This window comes from Halorhodospira neutriphila (assembly GCF_016584055.1).
GTDB lineage: Bacteria > Pseudomonadota > Gammaproteobacteria > Nitrococcales > Halorhodospiraceae > Halorhodospira > Halorhodospira neutriphila.
The window spans coordinates 1-1,612 of record NZ_NRSH01000231.1; the positions used below are offsets into that span (position 1 = coordinate 1).

At 77.4% G+C, this 1,612-nt stretch carries 3 protein-coding genes; all 3 read left to right on the top strand.

Annotated features, from left to right (window positions below):
* On the top strand, positions 1 to 204 hold a 204-nt coding region (locus CKO13_RS12055), incomplete at its 5' end, for a cytochrome c3 family protein (RefSeq protein WP_338034653.1).
* Positions 201 to 899, top strand: a complete 699-nt coding sequence (gene dsrO, locus CKO13_RS12060) for a sulfate reduction electron transfer complex DsrMKJOP subunit DsrO (RefSeq protein WP_200261360.1) — start codon at positions 201 to 203, stop codon at positions 897 to 899. The genes CKO13_RS12055 and dsrO, both read left to right, overlap by 4 nt.
* A gap of 16 nt (positions 900 to 915) precedes the next feature.
* Positions 916 to 1,612 (top strand): NrfD/PsrC family molybdoenzyme membrane anchor subunit (gene nrfD / locus CKO13_RS12065; RefSeq protein WP_200261362.1); only part of this gene is annotated, 697 nt, incomplete at its 3' end.

The window sequence follows — 1,612 nt, forward strand, 5'->3', positions numbered from 1 at the left end:
GCCTGCTCGGCGGCGGGGCCGGCGCGAGCCCGAGCGCACCGCCTCGCGGCGTGCGTCGACTGCCACGCCGCCCCCGCCGCCGAGCAGGCCCGGAACGGGGTCGGGGCCGGCGAGGCGCCGGCCTTCTGCGCCTCCTGCCACGACTACGCCGGCGTGCAGGCGGGCTGCTTCCAGTGCCACAGCAACGAGAGGGGCGCCCGATGAGCGACGAGCATCCGCACTCGCGCAGCCGCCGCCGCCTGCTCGGCGGGGCCACCGTCAGCCCCGCCAGCGCGGCGGCCGGCGACGGCGGGCGGGCGGTGCGCTGGGGGCTGCTGGTGGACGCCGGGCGCTGCCGCGCCGGCTGCGAGGCCTGCGTCGCCGCCTGCCGCGAGGAGAACGGCTGGCACGGCCGCGGCGAGGACCCGGGCGCGGCGCAGTGGATCCGCAAGGTCACGCTCCGCAGGGACCGGGGGCCGAGCCGCACGCTGCCGGTGATGTGCCAGCACTGCGCCGCCCCGCCGTGCGCCAAGGTCTGCCCGGTCGGCGCCTCCTTCAAGCGCGACGACGGCATCGTCCTCGTGGACAAGCACCGCTGCATCGGCTGCCGCTACTGCATCATGGCCTGCCCCTTCCAGGCCCGCTTCTTCGCCCACGAGCCCATCGACACCGAGCCCGGCGACTACCCGCGGGGCCGGGGGACGGCGGAGTCGTGCACCCTCTGCGTCCACCGCATCGACCGCGGCGAGCGCCCGGCCTGCGTCGAGCGCTGCGCCCGCGAGGGCGGCGGGGCGCTCGTCTTCGGCGATCTCAACGACCCGGGCAGCGAGATCGCCCGCCGCCTCGCCGCCCACGGCGGCGAGGCCGTCCGCGCCGATCTCGAGCTCGACCCGGGCGTTCGCTACCAAGGGATCTCGTAAGAGGAGCGCAGCGACCATGGCCTCGACCCTCCGCTACCAGCTCGTCGGCCGCCGCCAGCCGGGCTTCTGGCTCCTCGGCCTCGGCGCCGGCGCGGTGCTGCTCGCCGGCCTGGGGGCCGCCTACTACATGGCCGCGGCCGGCCACGCCGTCACCGGGATGAGCAACCGGATCGTCTGGGGGCTGCCCCACGCCTTCGCCATCGCCCTCATCCTCGCCGCCACCGGGGCGCTGATGGTCACCGCGCTCGGCTCCCTGCTCGGCCGCGCGCCGCTGCGCCCCCTCGGGCGCCTCGGCGGCGTCACCGCCGCCGCGCTGCTCCTCGGCGGGCTCGCCGTGCTCGTCCTCGACCTCGGCCGCCCGGACCGGCTGGTGGTGGCCATGACCCACTTCAACCCGGCCTCGAGCTTCGCCCGCAATATCGTCCTCTACAACGGCTTCCTGCTGATCGTGGCGCTCTACCTGGCCACCCGCATGGCGCCGGCCGCCTACCGCTACGAGCGCCCCGCCGCCGCCCTGGCGCTGGCCTGGCCGCTGCTGCTCGCCGCCAACGTCGGCTCCATCTTCGCCCTGCTCCCGGCGCGGGAGGCCTACGGCGGCGCCATCATGGTCCCCCTGCTCATCGCCGCCGCCCTGGCCTACGGCACCGCCGCCCTGGCCCTGGCCGCGCTCGGGGTCCTGCGCGGCCAGGGGCGGCGGGCGCCGGCGCCGCTGG